This is a genomic window from Alphaproteobacteria bacterium (assembly GCA_019635875.1).
In the GTDB taxonomy this organism is placed as follows: Bacteria; Pseudomonadota; Alphaproteobacteria; order Reyranellales; family Reyranellaceae; genus JAFAZJ01.
The window spans coordinates 71,756-89,962 of sequence record JAHBYP010000011.1 but is presented as its reverse complement, the minus strand read 5'-3'; the positions used below and the strand labels follow the sequence as shown (position 1 = coordinate 89,962).

Genomic DNA, 18,207 nt, shown 5'->3' with positions numbered 1-18,207 from the left:
GAGGCCACCATGCGCATCGCGCAGGAAAAGACGTTTGCCACCCATGACGGCGTCGCGCTGTTCTACCGCCACTGGCCGGCGGAGGGCACGCCGCGCGGTGCCGTCATCCTGCTGCATCGCGGGCACGAGCATTCCGGCCGCGTCGCGCACTTGGCCGACGAGCTCGACCTCCAGGACTTCGCCTTCTTCGCCTGGGACGCGCGCGGCCACGGCTGTTCGCCGGGTGCGCGCGGCGACAGCCCGAGCTTCGCGGCCTCGGTGCGCGACCTGCAGGTCTTCGTCGAGCATATCGCGGCGACCTACGGCATCGCCGCGCAGGACATGGCGGTGGTGGCGCAGAGCGTCGGCGCCGTGCTGGCGGCGACCTGGGCGCACGACTACGCGCCGCGCATCCGCTGCATGGTGCTGGCGTCGCCCGCGTTCAAGGTAAAGCTCTACGTGCCCTTCGCGCGCCCGGCGCTGAAGCTGCTGGAGAGCCTGTGGCCGGGCCGCTTCGTCAACAGCTACGTCAAGCCCAGGCTGCTGACCCACGATCCCGAGCGCATCGCGTCCTACGAGACCGACGAGCTGGTGACGCGCGCCATCTCGGTGAAGATCCTCACCCAGCTCTACGAGGCGGCCGAGCGCGTGGTGGCCGACGCCCGTGCCATCACCGTGCCGACACAGGTGCTGATCTCCGGCGCCGACTGGGTGGTGCATGCCGGACCGCAGCACAAATTCTTCGAGGAGCTCGGCACGCCAACCAAGGAGCGCCGCGTGCTGCCTGGCTTCTATCACGACACCCTGGGCGAGCGGGACCGCTCCTCGGCCGTGGGCCATGCGCGCCGCTTCATCCTCGATCGCTTCTTCGAGAAGCCCGGCCGCCCGTCGCTGCTCGAGGCTGATCGGTGGGGCCACACGCGCGACGAGGCCGATCGTCTCGCGACGCCGCTGTCGCTGGGCACCGCGCGCGGCATCTACTGGGCGATGACGCGCTTCTGGCTGAAGGTCGGCGGGCTGTTCTCGCGCGGCATCAAGGTCGGCCACCGGACCGGCTTCGATTCCGGCTCGAGCCTCGACTATGTCTATCGCAATACGCCGGAAGGGCTGGGGCCGATCGGCCGGCTGGTCGACAGGATCTACCTGTACTCGATCGGGTGGCGCGGCATCCGCCAGCGCAAGGTGCATGCCGAGGAGATGATCCGCGCGGCCATGGCCAGGCTGCGCGAGCAGGGCCGTCCGGTGCACATCCTCGACATCGCCGCCGGCCACGGCCGCTACGTGCTGGAGGCGCTGACCGAGGGCGTGCAGCGTCCGGACTCGATCCTGCTGCGCGACTACAGCCCGATCAATGTCGAGGCGGGTCAGAAGCTCATCCATAGCAAAGCATTGCAGGACGTCGCCCGTTTCGTGCAGGCCGACGCGTTCTCGACCGCCAGCTTCCAGGGTATCGACCCGGCGCCGACCCTGGGCATCGTTTCGGGTCTCTACGAACTGTTCCCCGAGAACGAGCTGGTGCGCCGCTCGCTGGCCGGCATGGCCAGCGCCATCCCCGAGGGCGGCTATCTCGTCTACACCGGCCAGCCCTGGCATCCGCAGCTCGAGCTGATCGCGCGTGCGCTGACCAGCCATCGCCAGGGTCAGGCCTGGGTGATGCGCCGCCGCACCCAGGAGGAGATGGACCAGCTCGTCGCCGAGGCCGGCTTCGAGAAGATCGACCAGCGCATCGACGGCTGGGGCATCTTCACCGTCAGCCTCGCGCGCAGGCGGGGTGCGGCGTGAGTGGGGACACAACTCATCCTTCCCCCGGAGGGGGAAGGTGGCGCGCGCAGCGCGACGGAAGGGGGATGCCGCAACGAAATCGGTGTCCGTCTTCGACATCCCCCTTCCGCCCTTCGGGCACCTTCCCCCTCCGGGGGAAGGCAGGTTCATGATGACCACCCGTCCCTGGCGCAAGGCGCTGCTGTGGCTGGCGATCACGGCGGTGTTCTTCTACGCCAGCTATGGCGGCGCCAATTGGCTCGCCAGCCGGCGCAGCGATGTCGGCTTTGTCGTGCTCGACTGGGAGCGCCACATCCCGTTCCTCGCCTGGAGCATCCTGCCGTACTGGTCGATCAACGCCTTCTACGCCGCCTCGTTCTTCGTCTGCCGCGACGAGGAGGAACTCGCCATCCAGGTGCGCCGCCTGCTGACGGCGCAGATCGTCGCGGTGCTCTGCTTCGTGCTCTTCCCGCTGCGCATGACCTTCGAGCGGCCGCTGGTCGACGGCGTGCCCGGCTTCCTGTTCGAGGTGCTGGGCGGCTTCGACAAGCCGTTCAACCAGGCGCCCTCGCTGCACGTCGCGCTGTCGGTGGTGCTGGCCGATTTCTACGCCCGCCATGTCGGCCCGCGCTGGCGCTGGCTGATCCATCTGTGGTTCGCGATCGTCGCGGCCTCGGTGCTGACGACCTGGCAGCATCACTTCATCGACCTGCCGACCGGCGCGCTGCTGGGCGTGCTGGTCCTGTGGCTCTGGCCGTGGCACGCGCGCTCGCCGCTGCATCGCCCGGTCCTCACGCCGATCCCGCGCCGCCGCGTGCTGGCGCTGCGCTACTCGCTCGCGGCCATCGCCACCGCTGCCGCGGCGCTGGCGCTGGGCGGCGCGGGATACTGGCTGCTGTGGCCGGCCCTGTCGCTCGCCCTCGTCGGCGCCGCCTACGCCCTGCTCGGCGCCGCGGCCTTCCAGAAGGGCGGCGACGGCCGGCAGGGCGTGGCGGCGTGGCTGCTCTTCCTGCCCTATCGCGTCGGCGCCTGGATCAACGCGCGTCTGTGGACGCGGCGCGATCCTCCGGCGGTGCATGTCGCCGACGGCGTCTGGATCGGCCGCATGCCGCTTCGGCACGAGCTCGCGGCGCTGCCGACGCGGCGCGTCGTCGATCTCTGCGCCGAGCTGCCGGCACCGCGCGGGCTGGAAATCGTCCACGCCCATCCCACCCTCGATCTCGTGCCGCTCGAGCGCGCGGCGCTGGAGCGGGCGGCGGCGGCGATCGAGGCGCTGCGCCGCGACGGTCCGGTGCTGGTGGTCTGCGCCCTGGGCTATGGCCGCAGCGCCGCCGCGATCGCCGCCTGGCTGCTGCAAAGCGGCCGCGCCGCCGACGCGGCCCAGGCGGTGGCGATGGTGCGCGCCGCCAAGCCGCGCATCATGCTCGATGCCGGCGCGTTCGTGCCGGCCGTGGCGGCGCCATGAGCGAGGAGACGCTGGCCGACCTGCTCGACCAGGGCCGCCTGATCCACGGCATCGCCGGACCGCTCACCGTGGCGGGCGCGATCGCCGTGCCCGTCCTGTCGCTGCTGTCGAAGCCGCCGGCCATCGTGCTCGTGGCCATCTCGGTCTCCGTCGCGCTCGGCCTGGCCGAGACGCTGCTGGCGCTGCGCGTGGGCTTCGACGCTGCCGCCCTGCGCCGCATGGCCGGTCACCAGGACGGCGCCTCGCGTTTCGACGCGGCGCTCGCGGCCCTGGGCCTGGCGGGGGCGGAGCGCGCCGGCCGGCCGATGGCCGATCGCTCCAGAGGCTGCCTGCGCCTGCTGCGCCTGCAGGCGGTCGCCGCCATACTGCAGGTCGCGGCGCTGCTCGGCGCCGGGTGGATGGCGGCGATCTGATGCAGCGCACGTTCCTCGAAGAAGCCGCCGCCACGCTGGTCATCGAGGCGGCGCGACTGGCCACCGGCGCGCGGCCGCTGTGGCAGGGCTGCGCGCCGGAGATCCGCCAGCGCGTCTATTTCGCCAACCATACCAGCCATGGCGATTTCGTGCTGCTGTGGGCCTCGCTGCCGCGCGCCATCCGGCGCACGACGCGGCCGATCGCCGGCGAGGATTACTGGTACGCCACGAAGGCGCGGCGCTGGGTGGTCGACCGCGTCTTCCGCGCCGTCACCATCCCGCGGACGGGCGGCGGGCGCGAGGCGGTCGAGCGCATGCGCGCGGCGCTCGAGGAGGGCTCCTCGCTGATCGTCTTCCCCGAGGGCACCCGCAACATGACCGACCAGAAGCTGCTGCCGCTGCGCAACGGCCTGTTCTGGCTGGCGCATATGCGGCCGGACGTCGAATGCGTGCCGGTGTGGATCGCCAACCTCAACCGTGTGCTGCCCAAGGGCGAGTTCCTGCCCATCCCGCTGCTCTGCACCGTCACCTTCGGCGCGCCGCTGACGTTGCGGCCCGAGGAGACGCGCGAGGCCTTCCTCGCGCGCGCCCGCGAGGCGCTGCTGTCGCTGGCGCCGCGCCATCTCGGCTCGGGCTCGGGCGCGGCGGTGGAGAGCGCGCCGTGAGCGCCACCGAGCACACCGTCGTTCTGTTCCTCGGCGTCGGCGTCCTGCTGCTGATCGCCACGGCGGTCGGCATGGTGCTCGACCGCCGCGCGTACGCACGCGGTGTCGTCAGCCCGACGATCGAGAACCTCAACGCCCGCATCCGCGCCTGGTGGGTGATGGTGGCGTTCATGGGTGTCGCCGTGCTGCTGGGCAGCATCGCCATCATCGTGCTGGTGGCGATCTGCTCGTTCCTGGCGCTGCGCGAGATGCTGACGCTCGTCCAGACGCGCCACGCCGATCACTTCGTGCTGGCCGGCATCTTCTTCATCGTGTTGCCGGCGCAGTACGTGCTGATCGCCATCGACTGGTACGGGCTCTACTCGATCTTCATCCCGGTCTACGCCTTCCTCGTCGCGCCGATCATCGCCGTGCTGCGCGGCGATACCACGCGTTTCCTCGAGCGCATCTCGGAGACGCAGTGGAGCATGATGGTCTGCGTCTACTGCATCTCCCACGTGCCGGCGATCATGATGCTGCCGATCCCCGGCTACGAGGGCCGCCAGTTCCTGCTGGTCGCCTTCCTGGTGATCGTCGTGCAGTCGAGCGACGTGCTGCAATACGTCTGGGGCAAGCTGTTCGGCCGCCGCAAGATCGCGCCTTCGCTGTCGCCGTCGAAGACCGTCGAGGGCTTCCTGGGCGGCGTCGCCAGCGCCACCGCGCTCGGTGGCGCGCTGTGGTGGATCACGCCGTTCAGCGTGTTCGACGCCGGGCTGCTGGCCTTGATCATCTGCCTGATGGGCTTCTGCGGCGGCCTGGTGATGTCGGCGATCAAGCGCGACCTCGGCGTCAAGGACTGGGGCAACCTGATCGAGGGCCACGGCGGCATCCTCGACCGGCTCGATTCGGTGATCTTCGCCGCCCCGATCTTCTTCCACATCACGCGCTACTGGTGGACGCCGTGACGACACGCGTAGGGGTGGAAATACTGCCTCTCTCCGTAGGACCAAAGCCCCGTCGGCGACACTCGTAGGGGTTCAAATCGGCTTCCCACACGCCCTGTCATAGCCTTCCCGCTGGGGCACGGCGAGTCTTGCGCGCTCGATCCACGGCGCCGCGCCGTGCCCCGATGAAGCGGAACGCGCATGGCCGGCAGAATCCGGATCCCACCCTACAAGCCGCTTGGCGTGAGCACGCAGGCCGTGCCGGGCGGCGGCTACCTCGCCATCGACGCCATCGCCGGCCAGTTCGGCCCCTCGCCGATGCTGCAATTCGGCCTGCAGGCCGCCGAAGGCGCCGCCGGCGTCGCTACCGTGCTGTCCGAGCACCTCGCCGGCGACAACGAAGCCATCGTCAAGGGCGCCGATGCGCGCCTGGGCGAGACCGAGCAGGCGCTGCTGTTCGATCCGACCAGCGGCTACCTCAACCTGCAAGGCCAGGACGCGCTGACGCAGGCGCCGGCTGTCATCGACGCCTACCGCGAGGCGCAGGCACGCGAGATGGCGACGATGTCCGACGACGACCAGCGCCAGATGCTGCACGACCTCAGCGAGCGCCGGCTGGCGAGCTTCAGCACCCAGGTCGAGCGCCACAGCGCCGCCGAGCGCATCCGCTGGTACGACGAGGCCGGCGAACGGCGCATCGCGCAGATGCAGGCCGACGCCCGTCTGCACTGGAGCGACGACGCCATGCTGCGCCGCGCCCTGGGCACGACGCGCGCGGAGGTGCGCGAGCAGGCCGAGCGCCATGGCTGGGACTCCGCACTGACCGAGGCGACGCTGCGCCGGCAGACCAGTCGCACGCTGGTGGCGGCGATCGAGGCGGCGGTCGAGCGCGACCCTGAACGCGCGCGCTCCCTGCACACGCGCTACGAACAGCATATCGAGGCATCAGACCGAGCCGCCCTCGACGCGTTGCTTGCCGAAGCGCAGACGCGCGAGCACACCCGCCAGGCGAGCGCGGCAATCCTGAACGCCACGCCTCCGGACGGCGAATCGTCGGTGCCACAGTGGCGCCTGCGGCAGGCCGAGGCGATCGCCGATCCGGCGGTGCGCGCCGCCACCATCCGCACCCTGCACAGCGCCGCCGCGGCCGACGCGGCGCACGCCCGGACCCTGGCCGATCAGGTGCTGGCACGCGTGCTGCAGGACGATCTGACCGACCCGACGCAGATCCCGATCCGTGACTGGGTGAAACTCGACGCCGACCATCGCCAGGCGATCGAGACCCGCCTCGACCACAACGCACGCGGCACCGAGCCGGCGCCAAACCCTGCTCTGGTCGACGAGCTGGCGACCGAGATGACCGAGGCGCCGCACGCCTTCGTGCGCCGCGACCTCGTCCCCGCTGTCGCGCATCTGCCGCTGCCGCAGTGGCGGCGCTTCCGCGACTGGCAGGCCGGCATCCGGCGCAACGATCCCACAACCGAGGACCAGCTCTACGCCATCAAGCGCGGCTTGCAACTCGCCGCGAAGCTGCTGCCCACGGACACGTCCGACAGCGTCACCAACTATCGTGCGATGTTGGTCGAGGAGATCGACACGTCACGAAGGGTCAACGGCACGAGCCCGGACGACGGCGCCATCCGGGATATGGTGGAACGTTCGCTCCCTCCGGCGTCGATCTACAGCATCAGGTTTCCGTTCGACCCTCAAAGCAACCCACCCCTACACCCGGCCAGGCTACCGGTACCAAGGCGCATGGAACAGCAGGCAATCGAATTGCTCCAGCTCCTATGGTTACTTCTGAGGGGCATCACGATTGGCCTGAAAAAAGATCAGGAAACATGGCCCCCGGGCCGATCCCATATGCCGGTGCCGCCGCCACCGGTCGATGGCTGGCCATCGGAGAGGATGACCTCGGTTCCCAACGTACCGGAGGTCGATAGTCGGGCCGAACCGTCGGATCGCCGCGATATGCTGCCGGCCGATCTCGTGGAGGAACTGAAGAAACCCGAGACGTTCCCGCAGGCCGTACCGGCGCAGCCACCCGAGGGATACACGCCCGTCCCACCGCCGCTGCCTCTGCCGGGGCTTGTGCCGCCCGAGCTACCGCCGTGGCGGGAGGGCTACTCGCCGCCCGAGTTCAGGCCACCGATGATCTATGAGTACGAGAAATGGCAGTATCACCCCGATGGCAGGCCGTTCACCAATGAGGAGTATGAAGAGTTCCAGAGGGGCAGGCTTCCCTATGTGAAGAATCCAGCCCACCGCGACGGCCATGAGGTGCTGAAAAAGTACCAGCGTGAGGATGAGGTGCGGAAGACACCAATCCCGCCAGATGCGGAGCAGGTCTACGAAGAGAACTCGGTACGGGCCGACAAGAACACCTGGATCGGCCGCAACGAGCACGGCGTCTACTACAAGTACCAGGATGACAACACAGGGAACGTGCACTTCCAGGGATATCTCACCAGGGCGCAGATCCAGTAGTACTTCGGGGAAGCGGCAAAACCCACGCTCGAACGGCTTGAGCGATGATCAGGCCTGCCACAGGTGGATTGCGCTTTCGACGCCACATAGCTGGATAAACACCACTTTCAGTATATGGAGGACGCGTACACTTTACTCTAGAAGGCGGCACGAGCGGCTCATGTGCGAGGATGGCTGACGGTGGAGTGCAAATGCTTTTGAGCAGAGTATTCGGTGACAAGTCCCGCTTCGCGGTCGAGGTGATGCATGACCCGACAACGAGCGGCCCGCGCTGGGTTATCGGGTTCTTCTTCTATTGGATCTCCAGCAAGCGGACGGTCGGTTATGGGTGGGAATATCTGAGTCGCACGCTAAGTCACATGCGTGACGCCGGAATCCACAAGACCGGCCATCGCGCGGGTGGATCGTTCTGTGCGCTGTCGGCCGCCGAGTTCATCAAATGGTGGGATGAGAGTCTATGGCTCAAGGACTGGCCGGACGAGGAAGCGTGGTGGATCGAGCTGTGGGACGATCATCGCCGTTTCAGCCTGGACTTCGATCTCTCCAACAACCCTGAGGGCAAGCTCTATCTGCTCGATTGCGACGGCGTCGGGCGTCTGACCTGGTACGATGGCGAGAACCGCCCCGCAGTCATGATCGAGGACGACATCAGCCATTTCGAGATGATCCTCAGGGACGCCTACGACCACATGACAGCTCTCGATGAATATGTCGGCTATACCCAATACCTTACCGATCGGGAACATCGGCTGTTCATCGATAGGATTGTTCCCGGCTGGCACAGCATGAGGGCGCGGACGAGGCGCATTGGCGACCCCCATCGCGATGAAGCAGTCGCCGATCATGTCTTCCTGTTCCGGTCGGACTATGGCCGGCCCCAGGAACAAGCGTTCATGCTTGCGCGCCTGGCTGGAGGCGAGGGTGCGGCGGACTTGCGCGTGGAATTCCCGGAAACCGACGGGATTCAAGTCGCGGCCGATGGTGATAATCTGGATGGCATGGAAGTCCATCGTGCCTGGCTCGCGCTTGGCGACGAGGACCGCAGCCGATTTCCTTTGCGGGCAACATTCCACCCGGAGCGTTCTTCTCCCGTTCGCCGGCGCCTGATGTCCGTGCAGAGCCCGACCAACACGACCGAGACGCTTGCCTGGTTCAGCGTGCAACTGCGCATGGCGTTCGTCGTCGAAGGAAAGGGATGCAGCGGTATCGTTGACTACGTGCACCTGGTGAGCGCCGCCGATTTCGATGCCGCATTCGAGCTCGCGCTCGCCATCGGCAGAGCGAAGGAGAGGACGCGCCTATGCTATGAGCACCCACCGATTCTGTTCCAGTTCGTTGAGGTACGCGCGCTCACCCTGCTGGGTGTTGGGAAGCTTGGCGACGCCGTCGAGGTCCATGTCGAGGCTCCCGTTGCGCGCCTGAAGCAGGATTGGACGCCACTTAGGGACGAGGAGGCTCGTGCCGGCATGGTCTCGAGGGAGTTCGAGCTGACGTTGCCTGGTCTCTGATTGGGGCTGGGTTGCGCGTGACGGCATCGACGCAGGCCTCTGTGGTTCCGTGATTGTCACGACACCGGCTTTCTGTCGCGTCTATCGCTGTTGGCGAACGCTGGGACTGCCTACTGTCCAGATATCAGAACGCGGAGACACGTATGAAAGTAGCGGTTGTCGGCGCCGGCGGCGTGGGTGGGGGATTCGGTGCCGCCTTGGCCAAGGCGGGCGCCGATGTGACGTTCATCGCGCGCGGTGCGCACATGCAGGCGATGAAGGAGAAGGGCCTGCGGCTCGAAGGCGGGCGCGGCGACACGCACATCGTGCCGACGCAGGCGAGCGACGATCCCGCCGCGGTCGGTCCGGTCGACATCGTGCTGTTCTGCGTCAAGATGTGGGATGTCGAGAGCGCCGGTGAACGGATCAGGCCGCTGATCGGCCGCGACACCGCGGTGATTCCGCTGCAGAACGGCATCGACGCCGCCGAACGCCTGGCGCCGATCCTCGGGCCCGACGCTGTCATGGGCGGCGTGGCGCAGATCAGCGCCTCGATCGCCGCACCCGGCGTGATCCGCCAGGTCGGCACCTTCATGCGCATCATCTTCGGCGAGCTCGACGGCAGGCGGTCGCCGCGCGCCGAGGCGTTCCTGGCGCTGGCGAAGAATGCGAACTTCGAGACGATCCTGACAGATCAGATCGTCACCGAGCTGTGGCTGAAGTTCATCCTGCTGGCGACCAACGCCAGCGTCATGGCGCTCACCCGTCGCCCCATTGGCGAGCTGCGCGACGACCCCGACATGCACCCGCATTTCATCGCCGCCTACCAGGAGGTGATCGATGTCGGCCGCGCCAGCGGCGCGTCGCTGCCGGCCGATACGCTGGATCGCATGCTGGGCTTCAACCGGAACGCGCCGCCGACCATGAAGGCGTCGATGGCGCTCGACCTCGAGCGCGGCAATCGCATCGAGCTGCCGTGGCTCGGCGGCAAGGTGGTCGAGATGGGCCGCAGGCTCGGCGTGCCGACGCCGACGCACGCGCTGATGTACGCGGCGCTGAAACCCTACGTGATGGGTGCGCCAGCCTAGACGGCACCCACCAATCCCGCGCGTGGCAAGGGATCCAGGGTCGTTCCAGGTCGAACTGCATCGAGAACTGCTTCTGCCGTACCAGGTACTTGCGACGCGTTGCCACGCGCTACGACACATTGTCTCGAGACTTCCTCACCTCCGTCTCTTCGTCGCCGTTATCGCATGGTCGATTTCCCAAAGGCCCAAACGGGCCTGGAACCGGGAACCATGTCGGCCGTTTTCGGTGATGGTCAACCAGGGAAGGGAAAGCCGTGCGAGTCCCCGTGATGGCAGTCGCCTTGATCCTCCTGGTCGCGCCGGATACGGCAAGCGCGCGATATGGCGGCGCGTTCAGCGAGTTCAGGCGTGAATCCGCAAGCAGTGTCGACTGGAAAGAGGAGTACAAGCGCGGATCGCGGGAATACAAGCGCGAATACTCAAGCGGCGGCGCATGGAAGGAAGAGTACAAGGACAGATCACGGCAATACAAGCGCGAGCGTGCAAGCGATGGCGCATGGAAAGAGGAGTACAAGGACGGCCATTGTGAGGTGAAGCGCGAGCGCTCGAGCAGCGGGGAATACAAGCAAGAGATCAAATGCAAGTAGGTGACGGGGACTCCATCGTCACCCTCTTCCCTTCCGGCCGAAGCCCCAATGCAACCGCCTTGCGCCGGTAGAGTGCAGCCTCACCCCACCGGCATCGTCTGCGCCAGCGGCGGCAGCTTGACCACGCGCTCGTACCAGGCGGTGAGCTTCGGATGGCCGTCGCGCCACGGCTCGTTGGCGTAGCGGAAGTCGAGGTAGCCCAGCGCGCAGCCGATGGTGATCTCGCCGATCGTCGTCAGCGCGCCCAGGGTGCCGGCCTCTTTCTCCAGCACGGCGAGCGCGTGCTTCACCTTGGCCTGCTGGGTGGCGATATAGGCCTTGCGGCCGTCGTCCTGCGGCAGGGTGAGCTCGCGCCGGCGCGGCTGGGTGGCGTCGAGGATGCCGTCGCCCAGCGCCATCTGGCGCAGCGCCGTCCAGCGCGCCGGACCGGCATGCGGGAACAGCCTGGGCGCATCGCCGACACTGTCGAGATACTCGCAGATCACCGGGCTGTCGTAGAGCACCATGCCATCGCCAGTGATGAAGGTCGGCACCTTCGACAGCGGGTTGAGATCGAGCAGCGCCGGATCGGTCGTGCCCACCTTCCAGCGCTCGATCTGGCTGTCGATGCCGCGGGCGATGGCGCAGGCCGTGCACTTGCGCACGTAGGGCGAGGCGGGGGAGAAGGCGATCTTCATGGCGTGGTCCTTCCAATGGTTGCGGCGCGCATGCTAGGCGCCGGACGGCACCGGCTGCAACGCGCGACCGAGCAGCCGTGCCGCGACGTCGGACAAACACTGTTGCGGATCACGCACAGCCGAGGCGCTGCGCCAGGCGACGTAGCCGTCGGGGCGCACCAGCACCGCGCCGTCGGGCTGCACGCCGTGGATCGTATGCCAGTCGTCGTCGGGATCGGTGAAGTCCGCGCCAATACGATAGGCGAGCAGGGGCGGCCATGACGGCCACGCGGACTTGCGCGCGGCATCGACCCAGGCGGCGCCGTCGCGCCCGGCGAGCAGGGTGAACTGCGTGCGGAAGAGGTCGATGGTCGACAGGCGTTTCTCGCCGCGTTGCAGCCAGACATGCGGGGCGCGGCTGCCGGGGCGGGCGTTCGGGACGTACGCGGTGGTGGGATCGGCGACCGTCACCGGCGGCGTGCCGTCGGGGATCACGGCGCTCGACGTGTAGGCGATGCCGAAGATCAGACCCTACTCGTTGAGGAACTCGCGGCGCGGCAGCACGGCCGAGGTGGCGCGCGAGGTGCGACCCATCGACAACGCGTTGGCGAGGCTGGCGCGGGTGATGGTCTCGGCCAGCGGCCGGCGCTCGGCGTGGTAGCTGTCCAGCAGGGCCGGGTCGGCGTTGCCGCGCAGCACGGCGGCCAGCTTCCAGGCGAGGTTGTGCACGTCCTGCACGCCGGTGTTCAGGCCGAAGCCGCCGGTCGGCGGCATCTCGTGCGCGGCGTCGCCGGCGAGGAACACCGGGCCATCCCGGTAGCGGTCGGCGACGATCGCCGAGGCCTCCCAGGGCGAGGCGCCGAGGATCGAGATCGGCAGGTCGGGCGCGCCCACGGCCTGGCGCACCAGTCGCGTGCAGAGCTCGGGCGTGAAGTCCTCGGGCTTGAAGCCGTATTGGCTGAGGCTGTGAATCAGAAAGCCCCAGCGGTCGGTGCCGTTGATGGTGAGGAAAGTGCCGCGCAGTTCGGGCTGCTCGATGAAGTACAGCGCCGCCGGCCGGTGCTCGACCCATTGACCGAGATCGGCGTGGAACAGGATGTTGACGCTGTCGTAGACGCGTTCTTCGCCGATCATGCGAACGCCGAGCTGGCGGCGGATACGGCTCTGCGCGCCGTCGGCGGCGATCAGGTAGCGGGCGCGGATCGCGCTCTCGGTATTGGCGGTGCGATCGAGCAGCACAGCGCGGACGCCGCTGTCGTCGTAGCTGAGCGCGGTCAGCTCGGTGCTGAAGCGCAGCTCGGCGAGCTTCGAGTCCTCCGCGAAACGCCGCAGCACCGGCTCGAGGTCGTCCTGCGCGCACAGGCAGTTGCGCACCGGCGTCATCGCCATGCTGGCGGCGGTGGCGCGTCCGGGCACGCGACGCTCGATCTCCTTGCCCGCGAGACTCTCGGCCCAGACGACCAGGCCGGTGCGCTCCGAGTCCAAGCCGGCGGCACGGATCGCGTCGTCCAGCCCGCACTGGCGGTACATCTCCATGGTGCGCGCGTTGATGCCGCGCGACTTCGGCACGATGGCCGTGCCGGGGTGGCGCTCGACCAGCAGTGAGCGCACGCCGTGCCGCGAGAGCAGAATCGAGGCGGTGAGTCCGACCGGACCACCGCCTGCGATCAGTACGTCGATGTCGTTCATTGCCATCTTACCTTCCCCCGGAGGGGGAAGGTGGCGCGCGCAGCGCGACGGATGGGGGATGTCTCAACACACTCGGAGTCCGTCTTCGACATCCCCCATCCGCCCTTCGGGCACCTTCCCCCTCCGGGGGAAGGCATTCACCTCGCTACTTGTCGAGCCAGAACGTGTCGAGGCGCACCACGTCGTAGATGCCGAAATAGTCGTTCGGCCGGTGGCCCTTCACGTAGTTGTACCAGCCGTCGTTGATCTTTTCCCACGACATCGGCAGGAGCGGCGGATCCTCCTCCATGATCATCTCGGCCTGGCGGATGAGCGCGAGGCGCTTGGCGGCGTCGACCTCGGCGTCGATCTGCGGCAGCAGCGCGTTGAACTTGGGATTGTCCCAGTTCGAGTAGTTCTGCGGGCCGTCCTTCTTGTACCAGGCGTTGAAGTAGTCGCTGGGGTCGAGCAGGGTCGAGACGATGGCGCCGATGGCGAGGTCGAACTTGCCGGTGCGCACGTCGTCGAACCACACCGATTCCACCGCCGTGCGGATGTTGCTCTGCACGTTGAGCGTCTGCTGCAGCATGGCCTGGATGGCCTGTGACCACAGCTTGAAGCTCGCCACCTCGCGCACGAGATAGTCGAGGCCGGTGATACCCTTCTCGTGGCCCGCCGCCTTCATCAGCGCCCTGGCTTCCTTGATCGCCGCGTCGGGGTTGGGCTGGTAGCCCAGCCGCTTCTCGAGCTCGGCCTTGGGCGTGGCGAAGTCCGAGAATGGATAGATGAAGCCGCCGACCATCATCGGCGCGATGTCCTTCACCACGTCGACCAGCACCGGCTTGTCGAGCACGAGGTGGAAGGCGCGGCGCACCCGCGGGTCGTCCATCGGCTTCTTCCTGTTGTTCATCCAGGTCGCCTGGATGACCGACTGGTAGAAGTCGGTGCCCGACATGCCGGCCGTCGCCTTCACGCGGCGCAGCGAGCCGGGATCGAGCAGTCGCGCATAGTCGGTGCGGCCCGACAGCAGGGCGGAGCCCAGCTCGGGCGAGAAGGGCAGCGAATGATAGAACTCGACGCCGTCGAGATAGGGCAGGCCCTTGTTCCAGTAGTTCGGGTGCCGCTCCATCGCCCAGACTTCGTTCTCGACCCGTCGCTTGCTCTTGAACGGGCCGGTGCCGGGGATGTCCTGAACGCGGCGCAGGTTGTACTGGTTGTCCTCCAGCGTCTTCTTGCGCACGATGCCGTTCCAGCCGCTGGCGATGGCGCCCATGATGAAGGCGGCCGGCCTGGGCGCCGAGAGCTTGAACTGCACGACGTGCTTGTCGGGCGCGGTGATCTCGCTGACCGCGGCGAACAGCGTGCTGCGCGAGATCGAGATGCCCTGCGGCGGCTTGGCGATGCGGTCGAAGGTGGCCTTGACGTCTTCCGAGGTCAGCTCGGCGCCGTCGTGGAACTGCACGCCCTTGCGCAGGTGGAAGGTGAAGGTCTTGCCGTCCTTGCCGATCTCCCAGCTATGGGCGAGATCGGGGATGATGGTCTTGCCCGAATCGCGCGGATCGCGGCGCACCAGGTTGTCGAACATGCAGCCCTGGCTGCCCAGATTGTTGATCGTGCCCGACTGGTGGAAGTCGAAGTGCGGCGCGCGCATGGTGATGCCGTAGCGCAGCACGCCGCCCTTCTTCGGGTTCGGCTCCGGCGCGGCAAGCTGGAACTTCGAGCCGTCGAATTCGTTGGGCACGCCCTGCGCCCAGGCGCCCCAGGGCAGACCGTAGACGCTGATGCCGCCGAGCGCGGCGGCACCTTTCACGAACTGACGACGATTCGGATGCGTTGGCTTGGATCCCTTGCCCATGGTTTCCGTCCTCCCATTTGGTCTTTTGCAGACCACACACATTGTGCTCAGATGGCTTCGCCCATCTCATTTGTGGGCCAAGGCTAACATGATAATTTTGAGGGAGTCTCGCGTTGAATCCTCCCGAGTCGGCGTCGGTAGTGTCGGCCGGCGTGACGGAAACGCCGGCCCAGACGGTCCTGCAGGTCGAGGACCTGCAGACCCATTTCTTCACCGCCATCGGTCAGGTGCGCGCCGTCGATGGCGTGTCCTACGCGCTGAAGGCGGGCGAGACCCTGGGCGTGGTGGGCGAGTCGGGCTGCGGCAAGAGCGTCACGGCGCTTTCCATCCTGCGCCTGGTCGCCAATCCGCCGGGCCGGATCGTCGGCGGCGCGGTGCGCTTTGAAGGCCGCAACCTGCTGGAGCTCAGCAACGCCGAGATGGAGCGCATCCGCGGCAACGAGATCTCGATGATCTTCCAGGAGCCGATGACGTCGCTCAACCCGCTCTACACGGTGGGCAAGCAGATCGCCGAGGCCGTGGCGCTGCACCAGGGCCTCTCGCGCAAGGATGCGTGGGATCGTGCGGTCGAGATGCTGCGGCGCGTGTCGATCCCCGAGCCGGAGAGGCGCGCGCATGCCTATCCGCACCAGATGTCGGGCGGCATGCGCCAGCGCGTCATGATCGCCATGGCGCTGTCGTGCAATCCCAAGGTGCTGATCGCCGACGAGCCGACCACGGCGCTCGACGTCACCATCCAGGCGCAGATCCTCGATCTGATGCGCGAGCTGCAGGAGACCTTCGGCACGGCGATCATCCTGATCACCCACGACATGGGCGTGGTGGCCGAGAACGCCGACCGCGTGGTGGTGATGTACGCCGGCCGCAAGGTCGAGGAGGCGCCGGCCGCGGAGCTGTTCGACAACCCCGGCCATCCCTACACCAAGGGCCTGCTGGGCTCGATCCCTCAGCTCGACGTCGCCGCGAGCAAGACGAGGGCGCGCCCGCGGCTGAACGAGATCAAGGGCATGGTGCCCTCGCTGTTCCGCCTGCCGCCGGGCTGCAGCTTCGCGCCGCGCTGCGCCTGGGCCACCGACCAGTGCGCGCGCGTGGTGCCGCCGCTTGCCGAGCACAGGCCCGGCCATCACATCGCCTGCTGGCACGCCGACAAGATCCTGGCGGGTGTCGCGCCATGAGCGAGACCCTGCTCGAGGTCAAGGACCTCAAGAAGCACTTCCCGATCACGCGCGGGGTCTTCTCGCGCGTCTCGGGCCATGTCTACGCGGTCGACGGCGTGTCCTTCGAGATCAGGCGCGGCGAGACCCTGGGCCTGGTGGGCGAGAGCGGCTGCGGCAAGTCGACGGTCGGGCGAACGCTCCTGCGCCTGCTCGAGCCGACCGACGGCTCGATCCGCATCGGTGGCGAGGACATCACCCATCTGGATCGCGCCGAGCTGCTGCCCTATCGCCGGCGCATGCAGATGATCTACCAGGACCCCTACGCCTCGCTGAATCCGCGCATGAGCGCCGGCGAGATCGTCGGCGAGCCGATGACCATCCACGAGATCGGCACGCCGCAGGAGCGCAAGGAGAAGGTGGCGGCGCTGTTCGATCGCGTCGGCCTGCGGCCCGAGGCGATCGGCAACTTCCCGCACGAGTTCTCCGGCGGCCAGCGCCAGCGCATCGGCATCGCCCGCGCGCTGGCGCTCAATCCCGACCTGATCGTCGGCGACGAGCCGGTCTCGGCGCTCGACGTGTCGATCCAGGCGCAGATCATCAACCTGCTGATGGACCTGCAGGAGGAGTTCAACCTCTCCTATCTCTTCGTCGCGCACGACCTGGCGGTGGTCGAGCACATCAGCCACCGGGTCGCCGTGATGTATCTCGGCCGCATCGTCGAGATGACCGACAAGACCAGCCTGTTCGAGATGCCGCTGCATCCCTACACCGAGGCTCTTCTGTCGGCGGTCCCGATCCCAAAGGCCAGCGCCCGCGGCCGCAAGCGCGTGATCCTGACCGGCGACGTGCCGAGCCCGATCAACCCGCCCCCGGGCTGCCACTTCCACACGCGGTGCCCGTACGCGATGGCACGCTGCCGGGTCGACGTGCCGACGCTGCGCGAGGTCGTGCCCGGCCACTTCGCCTCCTGCCACCTGCACGACGACGGCGTGAAGGTGCCGCTGGGCAACGGCGCCGCAGCGTGATCGAGTAAGAGCTGTAGAAAGGGATTCTATAGCTCACGCGCGTTCTGAGGCTTACGCCGCTTTGAGCTCGGCGAGGATCCAGGTTCTGAACGCCTTCATCGACGCCGTCTCCTGACGGGTCTTGAGGTGGGTCAGCCAGTAGCTTCCGGCCGGCGTGGCCGCCTTGAGCGGCTGGACGATGCGTTTGCTGGCGAGGTCGCGGCGGAACATGGCGACCGGGACCAGGGCAATTCCGGCGCCCTGGGCGGCGGCTTCGACGAGCGCGAGCGAGGAGTCGAACATCCAGCCGCGCAGGCTGGGCGGGGTGATGCCGGCGGATCGACACCACAACGGCCAATCGTCGCGCCGGTATGAGCGCAGCAGATGCATGCCCAGCAGGTCCTTCGGCCGGCGGATGCCCCTGGCGAGCGACGGCGCGCAGACAGGGGACAGCGGTGCGTCCATGAGGTGCACGACATCGGTGCCGTGCCATGCCCCGTCGCCGAAGCGAATGAAGAAGTCCAGGCCGTCGAGCAGGGTGTCGGCCGTGTTGTTGTTGGTCTTGATGCGCAGATCGATGTCGGGATGGCCTGCGGTGAAGCCCGGGAGTCGCTGGATCAGCCAGCCGGTCGCGAACGTGCCGACCACGCCCACGGTGAGGATCTCCCGGAAGTTGCCGTCGCTCAGCTGATGCAGCTTCTCGCTCATGCGACGGAAGGCATCGGTCAGCACCGGCAGCAGCGCCTGCGCCTCCTCGGTCAGCGCGATGCCGCGCGGCAGGCGCTTGAACAGCGTGACATCGAGCGCCTTCTCGAGCGCCTTCACCTGATGGCTGATCGCGGTCTGGCCGACGCGCAGCTCCATGCCGGCCCTGGTGAAGCTGCCCAGCCGCGCCGAGGCCTCGAAGGCGCGCAGTGCGTTGAGGGGCAGGCGGGAGACATCCATCGCGGGTTTCCTGAGGCTCGATCCGACTCATGTCTAAGCTGACGAACGATCATTTGGCTAGGGCTCG

At 67.7% G+C, this 18,207-nt stretch carries 16 protein-coding genes; 11 read left to right on the top strand and 5 right to left on the bottom strand.

All coding sequences use genetic code 11. The features are described 5' to 3' along the window. The first annotated feature begins 9 nt into the window (after positions 1 to 9). From KF889_27960 to KF889_27920, 9 genes are all read left to right on the top strand, one after another. Positions 10 to 1,761, top strand: coding sequence for a bifunctional alpha/beta hydrolase/class I SAM-dependent methyltransferase (locus tag KF889_27960; protein MBX3503298.1), 1,752 nt, complete (start codon positions 10 to 12; stop codon positions 1,759 to 1,761). Positions 1,762 to 1,909: 148 nt separating this feature from the next. Further along, positions 1,910 to 3,205 carry a phosphatase PAP2/dual specificity phosphatase family protein gene (locus KF889_27955; GenBank protein ID MBX3503297.1) on the top strand — a complete coding sequence of 432 codons (1,296 nt, stop codon included), beginning with the start codon at positions 1,910 to 1,912 and terminating at the stop codon, positions 3,203 to 3,205. Beyond that, the gene (locus KF889_27950) at positions 3,202 to 3,618 is read left to right on the top strand and encodes a hypothetical protein (GenBank protein MBX3503296.1); all 417 of its coding nucleotides are present in this window, start codon (positions 3,202 to 3,204) and stop codon (positions 3,616 to 3,618) included. The genes KF889_27955 and KF889_27950 overlap by 4 nt, the downstream gene beginning before the upstream one ends. Further along, positions 3,618 to 4,283 (top strand): 1-acyl-sn-glycerol-3-phosphate acyltransferase, encoded by a 666-nt coding sequence (locus KF889_27945; GenBank protein ID MBX3503295.1) that lies wholly within the window; start codon positions 3,618 to 3,620, stop codon positions 4,281 to 4,283. Before KF889_27950 ends, KF889_27945 begins: the two co-directional genes overlap by 1 nt. Positions 4,284 to 4,354: 71 nt before the next feature. Next, positions 4,355 to 5,227, top strand: coding sequence for a phosphatidate cytidylyltransferase (locus tag KF889_27940; GenBank protein MBX3503294.1), 873 nt, complete (start codon positions 4,355 to 4,357; stop codon positions 5,225 to 5,227). 180 nt (positions 5,228 to 5,407) lie between these two features. Further along, positions 5,408 to 7,693, top strand: a complete 2,286-nt coding sequence (locus KF889_27935; protein MBX3503293.1) for a hypothetical protein — start codon at positions 5,408 to 5,410, stop codon at positions 7,691 to 7,693. 191 nt (positions 7,694 to 7,884) lie between these two features. Then, positions 7,885 to 9,201, top strand: a complete 1,317-nt coding sequence (locus KF889_27930; protein MBX3503292.1) for a hypothetical protein — start codon at positions 7,885 to 7,887, stop codon at positions 9,199 to 9,201. A gap of 143 nt (positions 9,202 to 9,344) precedes the next feature. Next, complete coding sequence (locus KF889_27925; GenBank protein MBX3503291.1) at positions 9,345 to 10,268, top strand: 2-dehydropantoate 2-reductase; 924 nt, start codon at positions 9,345 to 9,347, stop codon at positions 10,266 to 10,268. A 269-nt stretch (positions 10,269 to 10,537) separates the two neighbouring features. Next, positions 10,538 to 10,855 carry a hypothetical protein gene (locus KF889_27920; protein MBX3503290.1) on the top strand — a complete coding sequence of 106 codons (318 nt, stop codon included), beginning with the start codon at positions 10,538 to 10,540 and terminating at the stop codon, positions 10,853 to 10,855. Between the two features lie 80 nt (positions 10,856 to 10,935). Here the strand turns inward: KF889_27920 and KF889_27915 are convergent, their stop codons facing one another. The 4 genes from KF889_27915 to KF889_27900 all read right to left on the bottom strand — a co-directional run bounded on the left by KF889_27915 (position 10,936) and on the right by KF889_27900 (position 15,034). Then, positions 10,936 to 11,532 (bottom strand): glutathione S-transferase N-terminal domain-containing protein, encoded by a 597-nt coding sequence (locus KF889_27915; protein ID MBX3503289.1) that lies wholly within the window; start codon positions 11,530 to 11,532, stop codon positions 10,936 to 10,938. A gap of 33 nt (positions 11,533 to 11,565) precedes the next feature. Next, a complete protein-coding gene (locus KF889_27910; protein ID MBX3503288.1) occupies positions 11,566 to 12,006 on the bottom strand; it encodes a hypothetical protein in 441 nt (146 codons plus the stop codon). Positions 12,007 to 12,042: 36 nt separating this feature from the next. Then, positions 12,043 to 13,206: an FAD-dependent monooxygenase gene (locus KF889_27905; protein MBX3503287.1), complete on the bottom strand. Its 1,164-nt coding sequence runs from the start codon at positions 13,204 to 13,206 to the stop codon at positions 12,043 to 12,045. A gap of 139 nt (positions 13,207 to 13,345) precedes the next feature. Next, positions 13,346 to 15,034, bottom strand: coding sequence for an ABC transporter substrate-binding protein (locus KF889_27900; protein MBX3503286.1), 1,689 nt, complete (start codon positions 15,032 to 15,034; stop codon positions 13,346 to 13,348). A 140-nt stretch (positions 15,035 to 15,174) separates the two neighbouring features. Here KF889_27900 and KF889_27895 point away from each other — a divergent pair, with 140 nt between their 5' ends. Then, positions 15,175 to 16,209, top strand: a complete 1,035-nt coding sequence (locus tag KF889_27895) for an ABC transporter ATP-binding protein (protein MBX3503285.1) — start codon at positions 15,175 to 15,177, stop codon at positions 16,207 to 16,209. Next, positions 16,206 to 17,216 carry a dipeptide ABC transporter ATP-binding protein gene (locus KF889_27890; GenBank protein MBX3503284.1) on the top strand — a complete coding sequence of 337 codons (1,011 nt, stop codon included), beginning with the start codon at positions 16,206 to 16,208 and terminating at the stop codon, positions 17,214 to 17,216. The genes KF889_27895 and KF889_27890 overlap by 4 nt, the downstream gene beginning before the upstream one ends. Before the next feature lie 51 nt (positions 17,217 to 17,267). On the opposite strand, the gene KF889_27885 is transcribed toward KF889_27890, so the two are convergent. After that, positions 17,268 to 18,140 (bottom strand): LysR family transcriptional regulator, encoded by an 873-nt coding sequence (locus tag KF889_27885; protein ID MBX3503283.1) that lies wholly within the window; start codon positions 18,138 to 18,140, stop codon positions 17,268 to 17,270. Positions 18,141 to 18,207 lie beyond the last annotated feature (67 nt).